Consider the following 21,224-nt stretch of genomic DNA (forward strand, 5'->3'; position numbering starts at 1 on the left):
TGCAAATTTTCGTACGAAAATTTGGGGCCTCCGGCGGTGTGCTTGGGGCGGCGTTGTTTGAGTTGTATTGGCCAAGATGAAGGAGTGGGGCGTGACACTGAAAGTCTATTTGTCCGGTGAGATACACACTGATTGGAGAGAGCAGATCGTCGCCGGGGCGGAGGCATTGGACGTAACGTTCTCGGGTCCGGTGACGGATCATGGAGCGAGCGATGATTGCGGCGTGGCGATCTTGGGGGAGGAGCCAGACAAGTATTGGCACGATCACAAGGGAGCCAAGGTAAATGCCATTCGGACGCGCCACGGGATCGAGACGGCCGATGTGGTCGTTGTACGGTTCGGAGAGAAGTACAAGCAGTGGAACGCGGCGTTTGACGCGGGCTATGCCAGTGCGTTGGGGAAGGCAGTGATCGTTTTGTCGATGCCCGAGCATCAGCACGCGTTGAAAGAAGTTCATGCGGCGGCGTTGGCTACTGCGGAAGAGCCGCAGCAAGTGGTGCAGATTTTGCGCTATGTGTTGACGGGCGCTTTGCCGGGATAGTTCCGGCGCTGTATTGCCGAGAGGTATCGGCCGCGCGGGGTTGGTCCCGCGCGCCTTTTTCTGGTGCGGTGTCAGCCTTCCCGAGGGGGAGTCACCCGGCCCACTTTGACGGCTTCGCGCGCGTGAAACCGATCCAGGTAGGCGGGTAGGTGGGTAAGGTCGTTCCAACCTACGGCGTCTTTGGTGCCGTAGAACTCTAGCGCGGCCAACCAAGGGGCGATGGCGATATCGGCAATGGAGAAATCGCCCACGATCCAGTCCCGGTCGGCCAGCTGCTTTTCGAGGACAGCCAGGAGGCGTTTGGCCTCGACCACGAAGCGTTCCCTGGGGCGGGGGTCTTCGATCTCGGCGCCGGCGAATTTCGAGAAGTATCCCAGTTGCCCGAGCATGGGGCCCAAGCCCCCCATCTGGAACATCACCCATTTGATGATTTCGTACTTTTGCGACGCAGTAGTGCCGAGAAGTTTTCCTGTTTTTTCGGCCAGATAGATGAGGATCGCGCCGGATTCCCATAGTTCCAACGGGGTGCCGTCGGGCCCGTTGGGGTCGATGATTGCAGGGATCTTGTTGTTGGGGTTCAGGGCAAGGAAAGCATCGCTGCGCACATCGGCATCGGACAGGGTGATGCGGTGCACCTCGTAAGGGAGGCCCATTTCCTCCAAAGCAATGGAGACTTTCACCCCATTGGGTGTAGGGAAGGAATAAAGCTGGATCACGGACGGATCTTTAGCGGGCCAGCGGGAATTGATCGGGTGGTCGGTAATTGAAGTCATCGAAATTCGCTCTCCAGATTTGCAACTTCTTGCAGATATGTCCCCTTGTTTATTAACGCCACCCCGGCGAATGTTCGGCCGCGAGAGGGAGAGCTGTGCGCTCGCGCACGAAACTAACATCCCTTGCGAACAGCAACGAACCAGGTTGGGACAACCACATGATTAACGAATTCAAGGATTTCATTGCCAAGGGCAATGTAATGGACATGGCCGTCGGTATTATCATCGGCGCAGCATTCACGGCAATCGTCACGTCTTTGGTGGGCGATCTTATCAACCCGATCATCGGCCTCGTGTCGGGCGGTGTTGATTTCACCAACAACTACGCTGTTCTGGGTGGCGAAGTGCCTGAGGGCGCATCGCTTGAAGCCGCACGAGAGGCGGGCGCTTCGATCTTCGCTTACGGTTCGTTCATCATGGCCGTGATCAACTTCCTGATCATCGCATTCGTCGTGTTCATCCTGGTGAAAATGGTCAACCGGGTGAAAGCGGCGGCTGAAAAGCCCGATGAGGTTGCGCCTGAGGTCGAAACCGGCCCGAGCGAGTTGGATATCCTGATAGAAATCCGCGACAGCCTGAAGCGCGCATAACGCGATCTGGTTTGAAGTCTCGAAAAGGCCCGCCGATAAGCGGGCCTTCTTTGTGACTGCTCTCCGAAACGTCAGCGTCTGAGTATTGGGGAGCTTTGCCGGTGGCTCGCCCCCCCCCCCCCCAGTGATCGCGTCAATTGACCATGCCAACAGCCGTTTCATTGGTGAGATCACTTGTAGGGGGCGGGCCGTTTCCGTTGCTATTCTTCGATTGCCCGCGTCGGCGACAACACATCAAGTCCCAAAGCCACGCCAACGGGGTAATTCGTCAGTTGGCCCTCATGGGTGTTCAGGCCTTCCAGCAAGTGCGGATCATCGGCGCAGGCTTGTTTCCACCCCTTGTCGGCCAAGGCCAGCATGAAGGGCATCGTGGCGTTGCCGAGCGCAAGGGTTGACGTCCGGGCGACCGCGCCCGGCATGTTGGCGACGCAATAGTGGACGACGCCATCCACCTCATAGATCGGATCCTGGTGGGTGGTGGCCTTCGAGGTCTCGAAACAGCCGCCTTGGTCGATGGCGACGTCAACGATGACCGCGCCGGGTTTCATCGTGGACAGTTGCGCCTTGCTGACCAGCTTGGGGGCGGCGGCGCCGGGGATTAGTACGGCGCCGATGACCATGTCGGCGCGGGTGATCAAGTCAGCTGTTGCGTCGGCGCTGGCGTAGCGGGTTTTGAACACGCCACGATAGACGTCATCGAGCCAGCTGAGGCGGGGCAGCGATCGGTCCATCACCGTCACATCCGCGCCCATGCCAGCGGCCACACGGGCGGCTTGCGTGCCTACGACACCGCCGCCGATCACCAGCACCTCGGCCGGGCCGACGCCGGGGACGCCGCCCATCAAGACGCCCCGTCCGCCGTTGGCTTTTTGCAGCGCCCATGATCCGACCTGCGGGGCTAACCGCCCGGCGACCTCGGACATCGGGGCCAGCAGGGGCAGGCCGCCGTTGCGGTCCGTCACCGTCTCATAGGCAATCGCGGTGACGCCGCTTTCCAACAGGTCAGCGGTTTGCTCCGGGTCGGGGGCAAGATGCAGGTAGGTGAACAGGATCTGCCCCTTGCGCAGCATCGCGCGTTCCGCCGCTTGCGGCTCCTTCACCTTTACCACCATCTCGGCGCCGGAAAAAATTTCCTCGGCGGTCGCCGCGATCTGAGCGCCCGCGGCGATGTAATCGTCATCGGTGAACCCCGCGCCAAGACCCGCGCCGGTCTGCATTGTGACCTGGTGGCCGTGGTCCACCGCCTCTCGCGCGGCAGCAGGGGTGATCCCGACGCGAAATTCTTGAGGTTTGATTTCTGTGGGGCATCCGATGTGCATGTGCTGTTCCTCCCAAAACGAGCTTTTGTGGACGCAGAGTGCGCCTGTCGTGGTGGAAAAGCTTTGAAACTTCGCCCGAATGTGAGCGATAACACGCAAGAAGCTTGCAAAAAGGACGCCAATGGCACGAGGAATCACCAAAGAGATCGAGTTGGACGACTTGGATATCGCAATCCTAAGAGCGTTGCAGCGCCAAGGACGAATGACCCACGCGGAATTGTCCGAACGGGTGAACCTGTCGCCGTCAGCCTGCCACCGCCGGGTGCAACGGTTAGAGGCCTCGGGCGTGATCCGAGACTACGTGGCTTTGCTGGCCCCCCGCGCCGTGGGGCGGGTTACCACGGTGTTTGTAGAGATCAAGCTACAGGGCCAATCAGACGATACCTTTGACGCCTTCGAAAAGGCCGTTGCGCGGGTGGAAGACGTGTTGGAATGCCACCTGATGGCGGGGTCTGCCGACTACATGCTGAAGGTCGTCGCCCGGGATTCCGAGGATTTTGCCCGCATCCACCGCCAGCATCTGGCCCGGCTTCCCGGCGTGGCGCAGATGCAATCGAGTTTCGCGTTGAAGACGGTGTTCAAGACAACGGCGTTGCCCGTGTAGATCGGGCCATGGCAGCTCACCCACGTAGACCGGGACGGCGACGCGTTAGTGTAGACCGGGCCTCGGCCCGGGGCGGGGAGGCGGTCTAGAAAATAGCCCGCACAAGCAGAAACGCCGCCATGCCAGCGACAACCGCCCAGATCGGGCTCTTGCGCCAGTAGCCGATCGCCATCGCCGCAATCGCCCCGACAAGGTGCGGGGCGCTCAACGCGCCATCGGCAGAGCCGGGCCAAACCACCAGCGGCGTCACTAGGGCGGGCAGGATCGCAACGGGGGTGTAGCGCAGGTGGCGCAAAAGCCACTCGGGAAGCTCTCGGTCGCCGATAAGGCCCAGAAACGAAAACCGAATGGTGAAGGTCGCCACGCCAAGAATGGCAATGATCAGCCAGATTTCTGCGGCGCTCCAGTTGCTCAGTTCTGGGGTCATCTTGGGCCCATCCTGCGTTCCACTTCTGCGCCGACGATCATGGCGCCGATGCCTGCGGGCATGAGCCCGAGGTTATAGGGCAGCCCGGCAAAGGCCAGCGCCAGCCCCACGGAAGCGCCTGCCGCAGCGATATGGGCAGGGGTGCGCAGGGCTGGAGCAACCAGGGCGATGAAGGTGACGGGGACTGCAAACTCTAGCCCCCAATCGGTGGATATGGATTGGCCCAACAAAGCGCCGATCAGCGTCATCACATACCAAACCGGCACGATGGGCACACAGGTGCCAAAGAAATATAGCACCTTCCGAGGCAATGACATTTCCGGTTCGGCCTCATACTTCAGCATCGAGACCGCATAGGTCTGGTCGATGTTCATGTAGCCGATCAGCGCCCTCTGCCACAGGGGGGCGGCCCCCAGGTGGGGGGCAAGGGACGCGGAATACATCGCCATGCGCAGGTTCACGGCAACCGCTGACAAGATCACGATCGCCGTCGGCGCATCGTCCAACATCAGTTGCAGCGCCGCGAATTGCGCCGCGCCTGCGATGATGACCACAGAGAACCCCATGACCTGTAGCAGATCCAGGCCCGCCTCGGTCGCGATGACACCGAACAACATCCCGAAGGGACCAGCCACAAACATGAACGGGCCACAATCGCGGACGCCACGCCAGAACGTGCTGCGCAGTTTGGGGGCCGGAATGGAGGTGGTGTCAGTCGCCATGGTACGCCAGAATGTCAGATGAATGGCCTATCGGTAGACCCGCGGAGGGGTGGATGCAATCAGGTGGCGCAAATATCTCTGCGGTGGTTCTGGCCGGCGGTCAGGGGCGGCGGATTGGCGGCGACAAGGCCCATGTGCTTTTGGCGCAGAAGCCTTTGTGGCGGCACGTGGCAGATCGTATTTCACCGCAGGTCAAGTCTCTGGCCGTGAACGCGCCCGAGCCCTTTGATGGCTATCGTGTGGTGGCAGACAGTTTGCCCGGCCTCGGCCCGCTGAGCGGCATTCTGGCGGCAATGCATTGGGCGCAGAGCCAAGGGGCCACGCGGGTGTTGACCGTTGCCGTCGATACGCCCTTTTTGCCTACCGACCTTGGCAAGCGGTTGAGTGCAGCCAAGGCACCCATTGCGATGGCCCGCACAGCCGATGGTGTGCATGGCACAACGGCGTTGTGGGACGTGCCCCTGGCCCAAGGTCTGGAGGCGTTCTTGCAAGGAGGCGGTCGAAAGGTCACCGCTTGGGCCATGGGACACCAAGTGGCCTATGTCGATTTCCCCGACGCCAACCCGCCACCATTCTTCAACGTGAACACGCCCGAGGATTTGGCGCAGGCTGAGGCTTGGATCGCGGAGGCTCCGGCGCTCTGATCCGAAAGGCGGACCTGAGGCACGAAAAAGCCCCGTCGCTCAAGTGTGAGAGCAGCGGGGCTTGGGGAGTGTTCAGGGCTGATAAGCCTATTGCAGGTCGCTGAACGCCGCCTGCATCCGCGCCACGGCCTCCTTGATCACCGAGCGCGGCGCGGCGATGTTGAAGCGCAGGAAGCTATCGCCGCCCTTGCCAAATGTTGGCCCATAGTTGGCGGCGATCTTGGCGGTGTCCTGCACGCGGGCGGTGAATTCCTCCCTGCTCATTCCGGTGCCGTCGAAATCGACCCAAGCCAGATAGGTGGACTCCAACGCCATGGAGCGCAGGCCGGGGATTGCGTTGATCCCTTCATCAAAGACACGGGCGTTCTCTGCCAGGTATTCGCGCAGTTCATCCAGCCATTTCGCGCCGTCCGGGGAATAGGCCGCGGTAACCATGAACAGGCCGAAAGAGTTCGGCGACATCCCAAGGGCGGCCATGCGACCGGCGAATTTTGCGCGCAGTTTGTCATCGGCAATGATGACGTTGCCAATATGGCTGCCGGCAATGTTGAAGGTCTTGGTGGCGGCGGTCATCATGACCAAACGGTCTTCGATCCCGTCGATGTGGGCCATGGGGATATGTTGCTGGCCGGGCATGGTCAGATCGTGGTGGATTTCATCGGAGACGAGAATCAAATCGTGACGCTTGGCGAAATCGGCGATGCCTTCCAGCTCCTCTCGGGTCCAGACGCGGCCGCCGGGGTTATGGGGCGAGCAGAGGACCAGCATTTTCTCGTGGCCCTTCATCTGCGCATCAAACGCGTCGAAGTCCAGGGTAAGGCGCCCGTCCACGATGGGCATCTCCAGCTCGCACAGGTCACGGTTCGAGGCAGTGATGACCTTGGCGAAGGCGTGGTAAACAGGGGTGAAAAGGACAACGCCGTCGCCTTCGGAGGTGAAAGCATCAAGGCACATGGCGGTGCCGTTCACGAGCCCATGGGTCGAGAAGATATGCGAGGGGTCGACGGTCCAGTTGTGACGTTCCTGCATCCACCAGCAGATCGCAGCGCGATATTTGCTGTCGTCCCCGAAATAGCCGTAAACGCCGTGCTCGTGCATGTCGGCCACGGCGTCCTGGACGCATTGGGGTGGACGGAAGTCCATGTCGGCGACCCACATCGAAATGCCATCTTCTGCTGAGACGCCGTAGAGGGTCTCCATCATGTCCCATTTTACGCAATGGGTGCCGCGGCGGTCGATGATTTCGTCAAATGACATGGGGGTATCTCCTTGGAAGGTGCTGGTGTGGAACCTACCGTTTGGTGGGGGGGCTGCAAGGGCTTCCCGCGAGCGAGGGGCGCTTTGGGCAGAGGGAGGGAGCCTCCGGCGGGGATATTTGAAGAACGAGGAATGCTGGGGTCTTTCATGGCAGAGAGGTTTCGCTTAAACGAACGGCCATGAAGCTTCCGATTTTGATCCATCCCGACCCACGCCTGAAAAAGGTGGCCGCGCCCGTAGATGACATCTCGGACAAGTTGCGGGCATTGGCAGACAACATGCTGACGACGATGTATGAGGCGCCGGGCATCGGCTTGGCCGCGCCACAGGTGGGCATCGGGTCACGGTTGATCGTGTTGGATTGCGAGAAAGCGGACGACGCGGTGCCTCGGCCTTTGGTGATGGTGAACCCGCAGGTCGTGGCGGCATCGGACGAGACAAACACCTATGACGAGGGCTGTCTGTCGATCCCAGATGTCTATGCGGATGTGACGCGGCCTGAGGCCGTGACCGTGCGCTGGATGGACCTGAACGGAGCAGAGCAGGAAGAGACCTTTGATGGGCTCTGGGCGACCTGCGTGCAGCACGAGATTGACCACCTCGAAGGGAAGCTGTTCATCGACTATTTGAGCGGGCTGAAGCGCCAGTTGATCACCCGCAAGATGGTGAAGTTGAAGCGCGACCGTGCGCGCGACGGCGCGTGAGCGTCAGGCCCATTCTACTGTGGCCGGACCCTCGATTGGCCGAGGTGTGCGCCCCCGTAGGGGCGCCTCCGGCCGAATTGATCCAAGACCTGTTTGACACCATGTACGCCGCCAACGGTCGCGGACTTGCCGCGCCACAGATCGGCGTTTTGTCCCGTGTGTTCGTTGTGGATGTGAGTTGGAAAGAAGGCACGCATGATCCACGCGTATTCATCAATCCAACGGTACGGCAGCGCGGCGAGGACATCGGCACGATGGAGGAGCAGTGCCTTTCCATCCCTGACCTTCCCATGGCTGTGACACGGCCCGACGCGATCACCTTGGCGTGGGACACGGTAGAGGGCACGCGCGAGGAGGCGACCTTCACGGGCATTCTTGGCCGTTGCATCCAGCACGAGTTTGACCACCTTGAAGGCCGGGTGATCTTCGATCACCAATCGCCCGAGACCCGCGCGGACCTGGAGGCGACCTATGCCGGTTAGGCCTTTTATCCCCTATCCAGACAAGCGCCTGCGCACCGCGGCGGAAACTGTCGGCACCGTCACCGATGCGCACCGCGATATCTGGCAAGACATGATCGAGACCATGGACGCCATGCCCGGCGTCGGCCTTGCGGCGCCGCAGATTGGTGTGATGTTAAGGCTCGCCGTGGTGGACGCCAGCGACACCCGTGGCCAGGCGATCCGCATGGCTGATCCAGAGCTTGTAAGCGCCTCAGACGATTTGAACACCTACCCAGAGGCTTCCCCCAACCTGCCCGGGGTCAGCGCTCGGATCACCCGCCCTGCGCGGGTCACGGTGGCTTTCACCGACCATATGGGGATGCGGGTGCGGCAGGAGTTCGTCGGCCTCTGGGCAACCTCGGTACAGCATCAGATCGACCATCTTGCGGGCAAAATGTACGTTGACCACCTAAGCCGTGTGAGGCGGGAAATGTTGGTCAAGAAATCTCGGAAGGACGCGTGATGCGGATCGTTTTTATGGGTACGCCCGAGTTTTCAGTTCCGGTGCTGGATGCCTTGGTTGATGCGGGCCATGATATTGCCGCCGTATACTCTCAACCGCCGCGCCCAGCGGGGCGGGGCAAGAAAGACCGCCCCAGTCCGGTGCAGGCGCGGGCCGAAGCGCTTGGGCTTCCTGTGCGCCATCCGGTGTCGTTGAAGGGGGCAGAGGCGCAGGCAGATTTCACCGCGCTCAATGCCGATGTGGCTGTGGTTGTGGCCTATGGGTTGATCCTGCCGCAAGCGGTGCTGGATGCGCCCCGGCTGGGATGTCTGAATATCCATGCCTCCCTGCTGCCCCGTTGGCGCGGAGCCGCGCCGATCCACCGCGCGATTATGGCGGGCGATAGCCATACGGGCGTTTGCATCATGCAGATGGAGGCAGGGCTGGACACTGGCCCGGTTCTGCTGCGCCAGGAAACCCCCATCGGGCCGGAAGAGACAACGGGTGCGTTACACGACCGCCTATCCGCTCTTGGTGCCAGCGCCATTGTGACGGCTTTGGATCAGTTGGATGCCCTGACCGCCGAGGTGCAGTCCGAGGACGGCGTCACCTATGCCGCAAAGATTGATAAATCCGAAGCGAAGGTGGATTGGAGCCGTCCGGCCCCCCATATCAGTAGGCAGATCCTTGGCCTGTCGCCCTTTCCCGGCGCTTGGACAAAGGCGGGCGGCAAGCGGTTGAAGCTGTTGCAAAGCCGTGTCGCGGACGGCGCGGGCGCGGCAGGTACGGTACTGGATGGGCTGACCATCGCCTGCGGAGAGGGGGCGGTGGAAATCACCCGTGTCCAACCCGAAGGCAAGGGCGCGATGGATACGAAGGACTGGCTTTTGGGCGCAAGGATCGCGCCGGGCACGGTTTTTACGTAGACCGGGCCTTGGCCCGGGGTGCAGGATAGGGGCCGAGGCCCAGGTTATAGGAGGACCCTATGGTTCTGTTTTCATTCTTCGGATCATTGATGATCGCGGGCGTCGTGGCCTTCTTGTTTGAGAAGTGGGGCTGGACCCACAACGGGATCTTGCCCTCTGTCTTCATCGCTTGGGGCGCGGTCTTGGTGCTGTTCTTCGTACGGTCATTGTTTGGGCTGTCCCTTGGGTCGCCCGGTCTGGATGCGGTGATCGGCTCGGCTGCTGCCCTTGTGCTGATCCCCACGGAGTACGCTTCCAAGCGGCGCAACAAGGACACGCGCGACCGGCCTTGGCGCAACCGCTAGGTCGTTTGGCGCTGCTCCTGCGGCTTGGGGCAGCATAATCTGCCGTTTGCCGCAGTGCAGCACTTGCGTATCGTCGCGCACTAATCTACCCCTCACGTAACGCATCGCGCAATTTCCTTTCGTGAGGACTTCCATGAGCTTCCGCATCCAGCCCACCCCCATCGCCCGCCCCAACCGCTGCCAGCTCTTTGGGCCCGGCTCGAACCCAAAGCTGTTTGCGAAGATGGCGGCCTCGGAAGCGGATGTAATCAACCTTGATCTGGAAGACAGCGTCGCCCCCGATGACAAGGCCGTGGCGCGCGCCAATATTATCGACGCGATCAAAGACGTGGACTGGGGAAGCAAGACCCTGAGTGTGCGGATCAACGGGCTCGACACGCCCTATTGGTATCGCGATGTGGTGGAACTGTTGGAGGCCGATACCCCGCGCCTGGATATCATCATGATCCCTAAGGTGGGCTGCGCGGCAGATATCTACGCCGTGGATGCACTGGTTACGGCGATTGAAACCGCCAAGGGGCGCACCAAGCCCATCGGGTTTGAGGTGATCATCGAAAGTGCGGCGGGCATTGCCCATGTGGAAGAGATCGCCGCGGCCTCCCCCCGGATGCAAGCGATGAGCCTTGGTGCCGCGGATTTCGCGGCGTCGATGGGGATGCAGACCACCGGCATCGGCGGCACGCAAGAGTCGTATTATATGCTTCACGAGGGGGCAAAATACTGGTCCGATCCGTGGCATTGGGCGCAGACAGCAATTGTCGCGGCCTGCCGCACCCACGGCGTGTTGCCTGTGGACGGCCCGTTCGGCGACTTCTCGGATGATGAGGGCTACCGCGCCCAAGCTCGCCGCTCTGCCACGTTGGGTATGGTCGGAAAATGGGCCATCCATCCCAAGCAGATCGCGGTGGCGAACGAGGTTTTCACCCCTTCTGTTGAGGCGGTCGCTGAAGCAGAAGAGATTCTTGCCGCGATGGAGAAGGCCAAGGCCGAAGGCGCCGGAGCCACGGTATATAAGGGCCGTCTGGTGGATATCGCATCGATCAAGCAGGCCGAAGTTATCGTGAAACAAGCTAAAATGATCGCGGGCTAACGCGAGGCGTTAAGGCCTGAGAAAGATTCCGCTGCTTACAGTTTCCGGGTGGGAGAAGCTGTGGGGCTGTTATGAATTTTTCTGATATTTTTGAACTTGTTGCGACCTTGGCCCTGACCGGGCTTCTGGCGCAAGGATACGGGATCGTGCGCCGCAAACTGGCAGACGGCCTCCTCGCGCGGGCGAGCCTTGGCGCGATGTTCGGCGCAATTGCGGTCGTGCAGATGAATAACCCGATCGAGCCTTTTGATGGCTTTATCATGGACTTGCGCAGTATCCCCATTGCTCTTGCCGGTGCGTTTCTTGGGGGGCACGGATTGGCGGCCTGCCTTGCGGTGGCGATGATGATGCGGATTCATATCGGCGGCGTCGGGATGGAAGCGGCCTTATGGGGTATGATTTTGGCAGGGGCAGGGGGTCTGGCGTGGTCAATGTTGGCCAAAAAGGCAGAGCGTCGAAGCTTTGGGTGTTATCTGGCCTTGGCGCTGGCGACATCCAGCCACTTGATCGCTGGTGTTTTCCTGCCGCAACATTTGGCCCACTACTTCTTCACATCCAGTGCCATTCCGATGCTCGTTCTCAATTTGGCGACGGTGCCCCTGTTTGCCGCGTTACTGGATCGGGAAGACCGCCACATTAAATGGGAAAAGCGACTTAATGCCTCGGCCACCCATGATCCGGCGACGGGGCTGTTGTTAAGTGTTGCCTTCGTGCGGGAAATGACCAACGCCTACACAGCGCGAGCGCTTGGCACCTTCGCTGGGTTTCTGACAATCGCGCCAGACCGGGGGGCGTTGCAGAACGTCATTGCGCTTTTTGGTGACCCAGCCCCGGTGGCTTTGGATCGCCAATCCTTGGGGGCACAATTTGAGCACGCTGATTTGGCGGGGCTATGTGTGGATGGCCGGGTCTTGGTTCCACTCAGCTCGAACGAGGTTCTTCATTGGAACAGGCTGAAGGCAAATCTGACCCTCGCATTGCGCGACACGCCTTCGGCCGCCTGTGGCAATATGGTCTCGGTGTCGATGCACGAGTTCAGCGATCCCCACGACTTCGTGCAATTCATAGAATCAGCGCTGGTGTCGGCGATTGTCGCTTGGGGCCCCGACGTCGAAGCCCCCAAACAACCCAACGCGCAGGCCTGTCCTGAAACGCCAGCCTCCATCTCTCCCGGCTTCAATCAGGAACGCAATGACCTTCTGTTTGCAAAAGCTGAATTCCTGATGCGCAGAAAGAAGCACTCGGTCCCCTAAGCACCCCATGTGCCGAGTTGCATCTGGACGCTTGCGTCGTCATATATCTTGCGTGGACCGTAAACGGAGCAGGACGCGCAATGAACTACCTCGACTTCGAAAAACCCCTTGCCGAGATTGAAGGCAAAGCGGAAGAACTGCGGGCTATGGCGCGCCGAGAAGAGGGGATGGACGTTGAAGAACAAGCGGCCGCACTCGACAAAAAAGCGTCGGACATGCTGCGTGACCTCTACAAGGATTTGACCCCTTGGCGGAAATGCCAGGTGGCGCGTCACGCCGACCGTCCCCATTGCAAGGACTACATCGAAGCGCTGTTCACGGAATACACGCCGTTGGCCGGTGACCGGAATTTCGCTGACGATCAAGCGATCATGGGCGGCCTTGCCCGGTTCAACGACACGCCCGTTGTCGTCATTGGTCACGAAAAAGGTTCCGATACCAAGACCCGGATTGAACGTAATTTCGGCATGGCTCGGCCCGAAGGTTACCGCAAGGCTGTACGGCTGATGGATCTTGCGGACCGGTTCAACCTGCCGGTCATCACACTGGTGGACACCCCCGGTGCCTATCCCGGTAAAGGCGCGGAAGAACGTGGCCAGTCCGAGGCGATTGCCCGTTCGACCGAAAAATGCCTGCAAATCGGCGTGCCGCTGATTTCGGTCATTATCGGAGAAGGTGGATCGGGCGGCGCGGTAGCTTTCGCCACGGCAGACAAAGTCGCGATGCTGGAGCATTCGGTATACTCCGTCATCACGCCCGAAGGGTGCGCTTCGATCCTGTGGAAAGATTCCGAGAAAATGCGCGAAGCGGCCGAGGCGATGCGCCTGACCGCTCAAGATCTGCGCCAGCTTAACGTTTGCGATCTGATCATTGACGAGCCGCTTGGCGGTGCACAGCGCGACAAGCAGGGCACGATTGCGAATGTCGGCAAAGCGATCGAAGGTCTGCTGGCTGGTATCGACAGCGCAAATCGTGCGGCCCTGATCGCCAAGCGTCGCAAGAAGTTTCTCGACATTGGCTCCAAGGGGCTCGCCGCTTAACCCGTCTAGCGGCGGGCGAACACCACGGCTGCAAAAAGCATAACAACGGCGGCCACCATGGCGCAGCCGGTCAGCACCATCACGCTGACCGCATCCGCGCATTGATCAGCCCCTGGACACCCGCGCGCGCCGAAATCGTTCCAGGCCGCGAAGAACACGAATGCTGCGAGGAGGCCTAGGCATAGGCCGAGGAGAAGCATGAGGTAGGCCAGCGCCTTCACCACATCCGCTCCGGCGCTTTCACGGGATATTCCGCGTCGTAAGTTTTGCCGTCAAAGCCCGGGTCCACTTCGGTGATGAAATCACCGGCTTTCGGCAGCCCCTCGGCATCGTCGCGGGTCCATAGGCCCGACCGCATGATCGCCTTGGCGCATTGGAAATAGACCTCGCGGGTCTGGACCACGATCACCGTTTTGGGGTGTTTCCCGCGCTGCTCGAACGTCTGGGTCACCGCCAGATCATCGGTCAAAAGCGCGGTTCCATTTACCCGAACCACGTTGGCTGATCCCGGCACCATGAACATCAGCGACACGCGCCCATCGCGGACAATGTTGCGCAGGCTGTCGATGCGGTTGTTGCCGCGCCAATCGGGCATCATCAGCGTTTCATTGTCCACGATCCGTACCACCGCGCCATCGTCTCCGCGCGGGCTGGCATCGGTGCCCTCAGGCCCGACCGTGGACAGCACGACGAAGCGAGCGGCCTCGATCCATTGCCGATAGAGCGGCGTCAGCTTCGGCCAGACCTTCTGCAAGGATGTCGGCACCGCGGCATCATAGAGGGCTTCCAGCGCAGCGATGTCTGTCACGATCTTCACGGAGTGCCCCGCGCGAAACCCACTTCATCCAGAAGCGCATCGCTGGCCGTCTCAATCTCCGTTTCCAGCCGCCTTAGAAACGGTTTCGGATCCAAGCCCGGCTCGATCGCAGGCAAGAACTCGACCACCGCAACGCCGGGTTTCCGGGTGATGCCGGTCTTGGGCCAGAAGACGCCGATGTTCGTTGCCACCGGCACGCAGGGCTGGCCCATCTGCCCATAAAGCGCGCCACTGCCCGCCTTGTAGGGGGCGGACACGCCGGGCGCGATACGCGTGCCTTGGGGGTAGATAATCAACTGCCCGCCCCTCTGCTTTCCGCTGCGCACATCGTCGAGCATCTTCTTGATCGCCGCACCGCGCTTGCCTCGGTTCACCGGCACACAGCCGATGCGCAATGCGTATTGGCCGATGAAGGGCGCGAAACGCAGCTCGCTTTTCATAATGAACTTGCCGCGCGGAACCGCATGATAAATCGCCATGACATCGAGAAAGCTCTGGTGCTTTGCGGCGACCAGAACTTCGTCGGTGGGGGGCGTGCCGCGGACCTCGATCTCCAGGCCCACCATCCATTTCAACGTCCAGAACACCCAAGCACAATAGGTGTGGCAAGCGGCATGGGCGCCCTTGGCGCTGAACAGGGCCCAGGGAAAGAACACCACAGCAATGATTGCCATCGCCGCATACATCTGCACGATGTGAACAAAGGATCGGATCGTTTGCATCATTGAAGCCCTCGCAACGTGCGGAACGCGGCGAAGCGTGTGGCGAAAAACGCCGTCGTGGCCGCAAGGATCGGAATCAGCAGGGGCCAGAGCCACCCCGCGCCGGAAAAGCTGAGGCCCGTCAGGATCGCCGCCGTATCGCGGGCCGAGGGCAAGATCAGCACCGCCAGCACACCGATGCCCGTGCCCATCGCGGCCCCTGTCAGGGCGCGTAGGGTGAAGCGGCGCACAAAGGCGCGGGCGATGTAGCTGTCGCGCGCACCCACAAGGCGCAGGACGCGAATGACCTGTTCATTGGCAGACAGGGCCGCTTGTGCGGCAAGGGTGACCATCGCCGCCGTGGCCCCAAGGATCAGCACCAGCGCCAGCCCCCCCAGTAATCGCAAGCGGCTGGCAGCATCGGCCAGGGGGCGGCGCCAGCGGTCGTGGTCGTCCAGCACGGCGCCCGGGGCTTCTGCGGCCAAGCGTTGACGCAGGCCGTCTGGGTCATAGCCCTCGGGGGTTTCGATAATCTCGATCAGGCGCGGAATGGGAAGGTCATCCAGCGGCAAGTCGGGGCCGAACCAGGGCGACAGCAGCGCCTGCTGATCCTCATCAGACAGGGCACGCGCGCTTTCAATACCCGGTGTTTGCTCCAACACTGTCAGCACCGCCCATGTCTGCGCTTCCAACTCGGCCTCTGGGGCGGAAATGCGAATGGTAGAGGATTGCGCCAAGGCGTCCGACCAGCGATCGGCCAAGCGCCCCGATGCCATCGAAAGCGCCATGGCAAACACCGCCAGAAATGCCATCGCCGCAGAGGTGGCCAGCGTGAGCCGTGCCGATTGCCCACTGCGCGGCACCACCCGGTCGGCTTGGGAATCCCTGCTGATCAAAGCGAAAACATCTGCCCCCAAGCTCATAGGTCCGCCCCCGCCGAGATGATCTGCCCGCCTTGAATGCGCAGCACACGGGCTTGCACCCTTTGCTTGGCGGCACGGATCAGCGCCAGATCATGGGTGGCAATCACCACCGTTTTGCCAAGCTTGTTCAACTCGACCAGTAGGTTCAGCAACCGCAGGGACATTTCCCAATCGACGTTACCCGTCGGCTCATCGGCAAGGATCAGGTCCGGGTCCATGATGATCGCGCGGGCCAAGGCCGCCCGCTGACGCTCCCCTCCTGACAGCTCCGGCGGGGTGGCGTTGGCTCGGGCCGAAAGACCGACCCAACCGATCAGCTCGGTCAGATTGCTTTCCTGCACCATATTGCCCTTTCCGGTCACCGTCAGGGGCAGGGCGAGATTGTCGATCAAGGGAAGATGGTCGAGGAATTTACAATCCTGATGCACCACTCCAATGCGCTGTCGCAAATCGGCGATGCCGTCGCGGGTCAGGCCCGTGGCCGTATGTCCGAACAAGCTGATGTTGCCGCCGGTTGGCAGCAACTCTGCGTAGCAGAGCTTGAGAAACGTGGTTTTCCCTGCGCCTGAAGGCCCCGTCAGGAAGTGAAACGAGCCCGGCACAAGGTTCAGCGAAAGGCCCGACAGAAGCGGCTCAGCCCCGTAGCCATAGGCGGCGTCTTGCATCTCGATCATTGGAAATAGCACCTTACCCTTGCTTGCGACTTGTTTCGCATTGTTACCGCCCCACTGCAATCGCAGGCAATTCGCTTAGCTTGCGACTGAGTCGTTGTTGCAACGGCTTGCACCCGTGGAATCTTACGGGGATTGGAAAGATGCCTTTGTGTTGTTAACCTTCTGTAGAAGAACGCAATCAGTCGAAGGCTCGGCTGCCTGAAGGCCCGTATTTTCGCGCCCAAGAACAGAGATCAGTTCCCATGCGGTTAACCTGCCCCAATTGCAGCGCACGATATGAAGTTGATGAAGCCATGGTTCCCCCCGGTGGGCGCGATGTGCAGTGTTCCAATTGTTCGCAGACCTGGTTTCAGCCGGGCCGCCGTGTACCGGAAGCGCCTGTCGCGCCCGCAGCCCCCGAGGAACCTGTAGAAGATACCCCGCAAGAGGAAGAAGCGCCTGCCGTAGGCGGTGAGGCCGCTGAAGAACCCGTGCAGCCAGAGCGGCGCCCCGTGGACGCCAGCGTTTCCGACATCCTACGCGAAGAAGCGGAGCGGGAGGCCCGTTTGCGCCGCGCCGAAGCCGCGCCTGAAATGGCCCCTCAGCAAGAAGAAATGTCTCTGCCCGAAGATCAGCTGTCCCACCGGGAACGCCGCATCGCAGAGCTTGAGAATGCTGAAGACGCCTTTGAGACCGAGCAGATCAGCGCCGCCGTTGCCAGCGCCGCCGCCGCGTCCCGGCGCGAGGAATTCCCCGACATCGAGGAAATAAACTCCACCCTGAGGGCGACCGGAGACCGTAGGGAAGAAGAGGCCAGCGCCACCGATGTGGATACCATCGCAGGCCCAAGCCGCCGTCGCGGCTCTGCCCGACGGGGCTTTTTGTTGGTGCTTGTTCTGGCGGCAATTGCTGCGGGCATCTACGTCTACGCGCCATTGATCAAAGAGACGGTGCCGCAGGTCGCCCAAGTGCTCGATAGCTATGTCGAGGCGGTGAACAGCGCCCGGTTCTGGTTGGATGATATGGCCCGGTCCCTTGCGGGTGACGCAGGGGCCTAGGGCCTCTCACGGGCCTAGGGGCCTCTCTTTAAAACTGGTCGAGCAAGCGGCGCAGGTAATCCCGTTCAAGTTCTGGCCGGGCTTGCTCTGCCGCACGATCGCGCAGCAGGTCCAGCAATTCCCGCGCCCGTTGTTGCGCGTCTTCACCGTCGCCTAGCCCGCTGTCATCCGACCCATAAGCGCCGTTGTTGCCGGCTTGGCGACCCAGTGGGTCTTGCAGCGGCTGGCCTTCGGCGCGGTTGCCTTCGGCTTGGCCCTGTCCCGGCTCTGCGCCCTGTTCCTGGGCCAACGCCTCGCCCAGTTGAGTCATGCCTTCTCGCAGGGCTTCCATCGCTTCGGATTGCAGATCAAGCGCCTCGGCAATGTCGCCGCGTTCCAGCGCTTGGGCGGCGTCGTCCATCGCTTCGCCCGCGCCGTCCAACTGCTCCAGAGCCTCGTCTCCCGCTTCGGTGCCAGTGCCCGGCAAACGACGGGCCTGTTCTTCCAGTTGACGCAGCAAGTCCTGTTGCCGTTCCGCCAGGCTGCCTGATGGTTCTTCGCCATTCTCGCCGCCCTGACCTTGGCCGGGGTTGTCCCCCTCCTGGCCCGGTTGGTTGCCTTGGGGCGCGTTCCCGCTCTGGCCACTTTGCTGGCCGGGACGGTTAGGGTTGAGCTGATCTTGCAGGTCTTGGAACGCGTCGTCGGACAATTCCTGTTGCCCGCGCAGAGTGTCTTGCAGGCCTTCCATCGCCTCCTGCCCTGGCGTCTGCGGGCCATCGCCGCTGCCTTCGCCTTGGGTGATCTCCATGTTTTCCAACATCTCTTGCAAGGCTTGCAGCATTTCCATTGCTTCGGCGATCCGGCCTTCCTGCATCAGCTCTTCAATCCGGCGCAGCATTTCGTCCAGATCGGCGCTGGTCATCTCTTGGCCTTCGCCACCGTCATCGGGTTGGTCGGTGTCGTCGCCGAATTCCGTGTTGTCGGCCAACTCCTGCATATAGTCGTCCATTGCCTCGCGCATTTCCTGCAGCAACTGGGCGATTTCCTCGTCCGTGGCGCCCTGGCGCATGGCCTCGGCCAACCGTTCCTGCGCTCGCCGCAAACGTTCCAAGGCGCTGCCTTCCTCGCTGAATTCCAGCTCCAGCGCGGCGTTCCACAGGATCTCGGCCACCTCTTCCTGCGTCTCGGTCGAGATCAAGTCGATGGCCGATTCAAGCCGTTGGATTGCGGCGCGAAGGGCGCGGTAAACGCCATCGCTCAGGTCATCTTCGGGGCGATGGGTCAGCGCGCGCAGCAGCCGAGAGGCGCGGGAGGCATTGTCTCGGTTCCAAAGGATATCGCGGCGCATCTCCACCAGCGCATTGGCCAGCGGATCGAAGAAGCGCTGCCCCGGAAGCCGCGCCACGTCGTAGGTGGCCTCAGCCGTTTGGCCCGCGTCATCCATCACCGAAAGCGTCAGGGTCACGGGAAGGTTGGCAAAGGGATGTTCGGACAGGTCTTCCAACAAGACTTCGGTAAATTCATCGCGGTTGCCCCGGAACGGCATTGGCAGATCCAGCACCACCGGCTCGCGGGGTTCGGGATCAATGGCCAGGCCATAGCGGCGGTCAGCGGCGTCGGGGTTCAAGCGGATCGTCGCGGTGCCGGATCGGACGCCGTAATCATCGCTGGCCGTGAAGCTGAACTGCATGGCACTGGGCGCTTCGCCCTCAACCTCGCCCTCCAGCGCGACGGTGGGGGGCTGATCGGGGCGCACGGCCACCTGCCATTCGCGCCCGCCGGGGCCATCGACGGCCAAGGTGCCGGCCCGCTCCATCGTGACGGTTTGCGCATAGGCGGTTTCATCCAGCTCCGGCACGGGGCCGATATCGGTGCGCAGGGTAATGTCGCCGGGGGCGCCGTAGGCCCGCAGGGTAATGTCCGAGCCGAGCGGCGCTTCAAAACTGTCGGCGGTAATGTCGTTGAGGTAGAGCGACGGCAGCCCGGTATAAATCGGCGGCTCCACCCAGCCTTCCCACGATGGCCCGGCAGAAGCGGTCGCCGCGCCGGGGCCAAGCGGAACCTCGCCCACCTCGGTCACCCGTGACAGGCCGCCAAACAAAAGCGCCATGGCCAAGGCGACCGCGCCCACATAGCGCAAAGCGTAAGGATCATTGCGCGACAGGCGCAGGTTAGGCTGGGGCGCGCGGGCACCGGCCGCCCGGTTGGCCATGCGGGCAATATGCGCCGCCCAGACCGATTGGCTGGCCGGATCGTTGCCACCGACGGCGGGGCTGTCGAGCAGGGTCGAGATCGGCCGCCCTGGCATGGTGGCGTCCAACCGTTCCAACGCATCGGCATGGGAGGGCATCCTGAAGCGCCGCAGTCCAATGGCCAAAAGAACGAGCGTTCCCAAGGCGATAAGCGCCAAGGCCGTCCATGTGAGGGTTGGGCTAAACAGGTTACCTGCCCCGAAGGACAGCGCCGCGAAGACCACAAACAGCACCGTCCACAGCGGCCAGAACGCCCGCACGGCACGCTCCGCGACCATGCCGAGGCGGGTCAGCCGCAAGGGCCAGATCAACCGCTTGATCGCGTCGGTTTTTGGGGCCTCATCAGGTGTCGAGTGGGTCATCATGCCTTTCCCGCACGAAGGCGGCCGGGCGTCATGCCCATTGGGGAATAGTATCGCGGTTTATCATGTCGTCAAACGATGGGCGTACGCGGATGACGGCGAATTGATCGCCATGGACCAAAACCTCGGGGATCAGGGGCCGCGTGTTGTATTCGCTGCTCATGACTGCACCATAAGCCCCGGCGGATCGGAAGGCGATCAGGTCAGCCTCTTGCACCGGGGGCAGGTTGCGCTGTTTGGCAAAAGTATCGCCCGACTCGCAGACCGGGCCGACGATGTCATAGGGCGATTGCTCCGCCCCCGGCGCGGGTTCAACGACGGGCACAATATCGTGGTAAGAGCCATACATAGCAGGGCGGATCAGGTCATTCATGGCGGCGTCAAGGATCAGGAAATCACGATCCTCGCCGTTTTTTACGTAGATGGTGGAGGCCACAAGCAGCCCTGCGTTGCCGGAAATCAGGCGACCGGGCTCAATCTCGATCTCGCAGCCAAGGTGGCCGACGGTTCGCTTGATGACCTCGCCGTATTCGATCGGCAACGGTGGGGCCGAGTTGGAACGCTCATAAGGAATGCCAAGGCCACCGCCCAGATCAAGGCGGCGGATATTGTGCCCGTCGGCGCGCAGCTGCTCCGTTAGCTCGGCCACTTTTGTATAAGCGATTTCAAAGGGTTCAAGGTCAGTCAACTGGCTGCCGATATGCACGTCGATGCCGATGACCTCCAGCCCCGGAAGCGACGCAGCAAGGGCGTAGACTTCACGGGCGCGGGCGATGGGGATGCCAAACTTGTCCTCTTTCCGCCCGGTCGAAATTTTCTCGTGGGTTTTCGCGTCCACATCGGGGTTCACGCGCACCGTGATCGGCGCGGTGACGCCCAAGGACATGGCAACGCGGGACAGGCGGGCCATTTCGGGCTCTGATTCCACGTTGAATTGCCGGATGCCGCCTTCAAGGGCGAGGCGCATTTCCTCTGCGGTTTTCCCGATGCCGGAGAACACGATCTTGTCGCCCGGAACGCCTGCTGCCTTGGCGCGCATGTATTCGCCGCCAGAGACCACATCCATACCCGCTCCAAGGCTGGCTATATGGGACAGAACCGCTTGATTTGAATTGCTTTTCACAGCGAAGCAGATCAGGTGATCCAGGCCGTGAAGGGCCTCTTGAAAAAGCTGGAAATGCCGCGTCAGCGTTGCGGTGGAATAGACATAGAAGGGCGTGCCGACTTTGGTGGCGATGTCCGTGATGGCCACGTCTTCCGCATGGAGTTCGCCGTTCTTGTAGAGAAAATGATCCATGGT

25 protein-coding genes are annotated in these 21,224 nt (G+C 61.5%); 13 read left to right on the top strand and 12 right to left on the bottom strand.

From position 1 onward, the window contains the following. Nucleotides 1–91 precede the first annotated feature (91 nt). Nucleotides 92–541, top strand: coding sequence for a YtoQ family protein (locus tag AADW23_RS04965; RefSeq protein WP_341863422.1), 450 nt, complete (start codon nucleotides 92–94; stop codon nucleotides 539–541). Nucleotides 542–612: 71 nt separating this feature from the next. Here the strand turns inward: AADW23_RS04965 and AADW23_RS04970 are convergent, their stop codons facing one another. Beyond that, nucleotides 613–1,314 (bottom strand): glutathione S-transferase N-terminal domain-containing protein, encoded by a 702-nt coding sequence (locus AADW23_RS04970; RefSeq protein WP_341863423.1) that lies wholly within the window; start codon nucleotides 1,312–1,314, stop codon nucleotides 613–615. Between the two features lie 158 nt (nucleotides 1,315–1,472). On the opposite strand from AADW23_RS04970, the gene mscL reads away from it, so the two are divergent. Beyond that, nucleotides 1,473–1,904, top strand: coding sequence for a large conductance mechanosensitive channel protein MscL (mscL, locus tag AADW23_RS04975; protein ID WP_341863424.1), 432 nt, complete (start codon nucleotides 1,473–1,475; stop codon nucleotides 1,902–1,904). A gap of 200 nt (nucleotides 1,905–2,104) precedes the next feature. Here the strand turns inward: mscL and ald are convergent, their stop codons facing one another. Continuing rightward, a complete protein-coding gene (gene ald, locus AADW23_RS04980) occupies nucleotides 2,105–3,223 on the bottom strand; it encodes an alanine dehydrogenase (protein ID WP_341863425.1) in 1,119 nt (372 codons plus the stop codon). Nucleotides 3,224–3,344: 121 nt separating this feature from the next. On the opposite strand from ald, the gene AADW23_RS04985 reads away from it, so the two are divergent. Then, complete coding sequence (locus tag AADW23_RS04985; protein WP_341863426.1) at nucleotides 3,345–3,827, top strand: Lrp/AsnC family transcriptional regulator; 483 nt, start codon at nucleotides 3,345–3,347, stop codon at nucleotides 3,825–3,827. 85 nt (nucleotides 3,828–3,912) lie between these two features. Here the strand turns inward: AADW23_RS04985 and AADW23_RS04990 are convergent, their stop codons facing one another. Together AADW23_RS04990 and AADW23_RS04995 are read right to left on the bottom strand one after the other, a co-directional pair. Continuing rightward, nucleotides 3,913–4,254 carry an AzlD domain-containing protein gene (locus AADW23_RS04990; RefSeq protein ID WP_341863427.1) on the bottom strand — a complete coding sequence of 114 codons (342 nt, stop codon included), beginning with the start codon at nucleotides 4,252–4,254 and terminating at the stop codon, nucleotides 3,913–3,915. After that, nucleotides 4,251–4,976, bottom strand: a complete 726-nt coding sequence (locus tag AADW23_RS04995) for an AzlC family ABC transporter permease (RefSeq protein WP_341863428.1) — start codon at nucleotides 4,974–4,976, stop codon at nucleotides 4,251–4,253. Before AADW23_RS04995 ends, AADW23_RS04990 begins: the two co-directional genes overlap by 4 nt. A 53-nt stretch (nucleotides 4,977–5,029) precedes the next feature. On the opposite strand from AADW23_RS04995, the gene mobA reads away from it, so the two are divergent. Continuing rightward, nucleotides 5,030–5,620 (top strand): molybdenum cofactor guanylyltransferase MobA, encoded by a 591-nt coding sequence (gene mobA / locus AADW23_RS05000; protein WP_341863429.1) that lies wholly within the window; start codon nucleotides 5,030–5,032, stop codon nucleotides 5,618–5,620. Nucleotides 5,621–5,707: 87 nt separating this feature from the next. Here the strand turns inward: mobA and AADW23_RS05005 are convergent, their stop codons facing one another. Then, nucleotides 5,708–6,877 carry a MalY/PatB family protein gene (locus AADW23_RS05005; RefSeq protein WP_341863430.1) on the bottom strand — a complete coding sequence of 390 codons (1,170 nt, stop codon included), beginning with the start codon at nucleotides 6,875–6,877 and terminating at the stop codon, nucleotides 5,708–5,710. Between the two features lie 179 nt (nucleotides 6,878–7,056). On the opposite strand from AADW23_RS05005, the gene def (AADW23_RS05010) reads away from it, so the two are divergent. The 8 genes from def (AADW23_RS05010) (at nucleotide 7,057) to AADW23_RS05045 (ending at nucleotide 13,179) form a co-directional block, all read left to right on the top strand. After that, nucleotides 7,057–7,581, top strand: a complete 525-nt coding sequence (gene def / locus AADW23_RS05010; RefSeq protein ID WP_341863431.1) for a peptide deformylase — start codon at nucleotides 7,057–7,059, stop codon at nucleotides 7,579–7,581. After that, nucleotides 7,578–8,063, top strand: coding sequence for a peptide deformylase (gene def, locus AADW23_RS05015; RefSeq protein ID WP_341863432.1), 486 nt, complete (start codon nucleotides 7,578–7,580; stop codon nucleotides 8,061–8,063). Before def (AADW23_RS05010) ends, def (AADW23_RS05015) begins: the two co-directional genes overlap by 4 nt. Then, nucleotides 8,053–8,547 carry a peptide deformylase gene (gene def, locus AADW23_RS05020; RefSeq protein ID WP_341863433.1) on the top strand — a complete coding sequence of 165 codons (495 nt, stop codon included), beginning with the start codon at nucleotides 8,053–8,055 and terminating at the stop codon, nucleotides 8,545–8,547. Before def (AADW23_RS05015) ends, def (AADW23_RS05020) begins: the two co-directional genes overlap by 11 nt. Beyond that, nucleotides 8,547–9,452 carry a methionyl-tRNA formyltransferase gene (gene fmt, locus AADW23_RS05025; protein ID WP_341863434.1) on the top strand — a complete coding sequence of 302 codons (906 nt, stop codon included), beginning with the start codon at nucleotides 8,547–8,549 and terminating at the stop codon, nucleotides 9,450–9,452. The genes def (AADW23_RS05020) and fmt overlap by 1 nt, the downstream gene beginning before the upstream one ends. A gap of 59 nt (nucleotides 9,453–9,511) precedes the next feature. Beyond that, entirely contained in the window at nucleotides 9,512–9,796 is a 285-nt protein-coding gene (locus AADW23_RS05030; RefSeq protein WP_341863435.1) for a hypothetical protein, read from the top strand. A gap of 133 nt (nucleotides 9,797–9,929) precedes the next feature. Next, nucleotides 9,930–10,886, top strand: a complete 957-nt coding sequence (locus AADW23_RS05035; protein ID WP_341863436.1) for an L-malyl-CoA/beta-methylmalyl-CoA lyase — start codon at nucleotides 9,930–9,932, stop codon at nucleotides 10,884–10,886. Nucleotides 10,887–10,957: 71 nt separating this feature from the next. After that, complete coding sequence (locus tag AADW23_RS05040) at nucleotides 10,958–12,139, top strand: LytS/YhcK type 5TM receptor domain-containing protein (RefSeq protein WP_341863437.1); 1,182 nt, start codon at nucleotides 10,958–10,960, stop codon at nucleotides 12,137–12,139. 80 nt (nucleotides 12,140–12,219) lie between these two features. Continuing rightward, nucleotides 12,220–13,179, top strand: a complete 960-nt coding sequence (locus tag AADW23_RS05045; protein ID WP_341863438.1) for an acetyl-CoA carboxylase carboxyltransferase subunit alpha — start codon at nucleotides 12,220–12,222, stop codon at nucleotides 13,177–13,179. A gap of 5 nt (nucleotides 13,180–13,184) precedes the next feature. Here the strand turns inward: AADW23_RS05045 and AADW23_RS05050 are convergent, their stop codons facing one another. The 5 genes from AADW23_RS05050 to AADW23_RS05070 are packed head-to-tail and all read right to left on the bottom strand — an operon-like array spanning nucleotide 13,185 to nucleotide 16,294. Continuing rightward, nucleotides 13,185–13,400, bottom strand: coding sequence for a hypothetical protein (locus tag AADW23_RS05050; protein WP_341863439.1), 216 nt, complete (start codon nucleotides 13,398–13,400; stop codon nucleotides 13,185–13,187). After that, entirely contained in the window at nucleotides 13,397–13,996 is a 600-nt protein-coding gene (locus AADW23_RS05055) for a pyridoxamine 5'-phosphate oxidase family protein (protein ID WP_341863440.1), read from the bottom strand. Before AADW23_RS05055 ends, AADW23_RS05050 begins: the two co-directional genes overlap by 4 nt. Beyond that, nucleotides 13,993–14,718: a lysophospholipid acyltransferase family protein gene (locus tag AADW23_RS05060; protein WP_341864277.1), complete on the bottom strand. Its 726-nt coding sequence runs from the start codon at nucleotides 14,716–14,718 to the stop codon at nucleotides 13,993–13,995. The genes AADW23_RS05055 and AADW23_RS05060 overlap by 4 nt, the downstream gene beginning before the upstream one ends. Next, nucleotides 14,718–15,620 (bottom strand): FtsX-like permease family protein, encoded by a 903-nt coding sequence (locus AADW23_RS05065; RefSeq protein WP_341863441.1) that lies wholly within the window; start codon nucleotides 15,618–15,620, stop codon nucleotides 14,718–14,720. The genes AADW23_RS05060 and AADW23_RS05065 overlap by 1 nt, the downstream gene beginning before the upstream one ends. Beyond that, complete coding sequence (locus tag AADW23_RS05070; RefSeq protein WP_341863442.1) at nucleotides 15,617–16,294, bottom strand: ATP-binding cassette domain-containing protein; 678 nt, start codon at nucleotides 16,292–16,294, stop codon at nucleotides 15,617–15,619. Before AADW23_RS05070 ends, AADW23_RS05065 begins: the two co-directional genes overlap by 4 nt. 242 nt (nucleotides 16,295–16,536) lie before the next feature. Between AADW23_RS05070 and AADW23_RS05075 the strand changes: the two genes are divergently transcribed. Then, a complete protein-coding gene (locus AADW23_RS05075) occupies nucleotides 16,537–17,331 on the top strand; it encodes a zinc-ribbon domain-containing protein (protein WP_341863443.1) in 795 nt (264 codons plus the stop codon). Nucleotides 17,332–17,359: 28 nt separating this feature from the next. On the opposite strand, the gene AADW23_RS05080 is transcribed toward AADW23_RS05075, so the two are convergent. Continuing rightward, the gene (locus AADW23_RS05080) at nucleotides 17,360–19,924 is read right to left on the bottom strand and encodes a DUF4175 domain-containing protein (RefSeq protein ID WP_341863444.1); all 2,565 of its coding nucleotides are present in this window, start codon (nucleotides 19,922–19,924) and stop codon (nucleotides 17,360–17,362) included. Nucleotides 19,925–19,955: 31 nt separating this feature from the next. Further along, nucleotides 19,956–21,221 (bottom strand): diaminopimelate decarboxylase, encoded by a 1,266-nt coding sequence (gene lysA / locus AADW23_RS05085; protein ID WP_341863445.1) that lies wholly within the window; start codon nucleotides 21,219–21,221, stop codon nucleotides 19,956–19,958. Nucleotides 21,222–21,224 lie beyond the last annotated feature (3 nt).

Origin of the sequence: Gymnodinialimonas sp. 57CJ19, from assembly GCF_038396845.1 — a bacterium.
Taxonomy (GTDB): domain Bacteria; phylum Pseudomonadota; class Alphaproteobacteria; order Rhodobacterales; family Rhodobacteraceae; genus Gymnodinialimonas.